The sequence below is a fragment of the Nguyenibacter vanlangensis genome (genome assembly GCF_013376155.1).
Classification (GTDB): domain Bacteria; phylum Pseudomonadota; class Alphaproteobacteria; order Acetobacterales; family Acetobacteraceae; genus Gluconacetobacter; species Gluconacetobacter vanlangensis.
Genome location: NZ_JABXXP010000767.1, coordinates 1 through 1,275 on the forward strand (window position 1 = coordinate 1; position 1,275 = coordinate 1,275).

The 1,275-nt window shown below is 67.9% G+C and carries 1 protein-coding gene; it reads left to right on the forward strand.

Annotated elements, in window-relative coordinates:
• Positions 1–200 precede the first annotated feature (200 nt).
• The coding region (locus tag HUK84_RS18855; protein ID WP_176641591.1) for a COX15/CtaA family protein at positions 201–1,275 on the forward strand (1,075 nt) is incomplete at its 3' end.

The following is a 1,275-nucleotide window of genomic DNA, read 5'->3' on the forward strand; positions in this document are numbered from 1 at the left end:
AAGGCCGCGACCATCAGCGCCGGCCGCGCCAGCGCGCCGATGCCGGCGGCCGACCCGCCTTGCGTCACGGCAGGCTCGGAGGCGGACGGGAAAGGGAGGAGCGCACGGCGTCCGTTCCAGTATTCATCACTATTCATTGGAGACCGTATCGCTCTACCACCCGCTTGCGGGCGGTCGCAAGGCCGGTCTAAACCCGCTTCATGTCCGATCGCATCACCTTCCGCCCGGCCGTCGGCCGCGACGATGCCTCGTCCGTCACGCTGCGCGACCGCAGGCGGATCTCCACCTGGCTGTTCGTGATCTGCTTCATGCTGATCGGGATGATCGCGCTGGGCGGCTATACGCGGCTGACCGGCTCGGGCCTGTCGATCATGGACTGGCAACCGATCACCGGCGTCATCCCGCCTTTGTCCCACGCGGAATGGGAACGGCAGTTCGCGCTGTACAAGACCATCCCGCAATACAAGATCCTGCATGACGGATTCGGCCTGGCCGGCTTCCAGAAGATCTTCTGGGCGGAATGGACCCACCGGTTCTGGGGCCGGATGACCGGGCTGGTGCTGCTGCTGCCGCTGGTGTGGTTCGCCGTGACCGGCGCATTGACGAAAGGGCTGGCCGCGCGCCTGCTGCTGTTCTTCGTGCTGGGCGCGCTGCAGGGCGCGGTGGGCTGGTTCATGGTCGCGTCGGGCTTCGACGCCGACAGCACGGCGGTCGAGCCGGTGCGGCTGGTGCTGCATCTGTGCTGCGCCTTCGCGCTCTATATCCCCATCCTGTGGACCGCGCTGTCGGTCCGCGCCCCGAAGCCCGCCTTCATTCCCGCCACCGCGCCGGTGGTGCGGACCAAGCGGCTGCTCTGGTGCGCCGTCGTGCTGATCTGCGTCACCATCATCGCCGGCGGCTTTACCGCGGGCACGCATGCGGGCTTCGTCTATAATACGTTTCCGCTGATGGACGGGCATCTGGTGCCGCAGCATTATGCCCGGCTGTCGCCCTTCTGGCTGAACTGGTTCGAGAACGTCCCGGCCATCCAGTTCGACCACCGGCTGCTGGCCACGCTGACCGCGCTTGTCATCGGCGCCTGCGTGCTGTGCGGCCTGCGCACCCCGCAGCTTGGCAAGGCGCCGCAGGACGCGCTGATGCTATTGGGGTGGGCGGTGCTGGTCCAGTACGCGCTGGGCGTCACCACCCTGCTGCTGGTCGTGCCCGCCTGGGCCGGCACCGTGCACCAGACCTGGGCCGCCGTGCTGCTGACCGTCGCCATCGTGGCCCTGCACC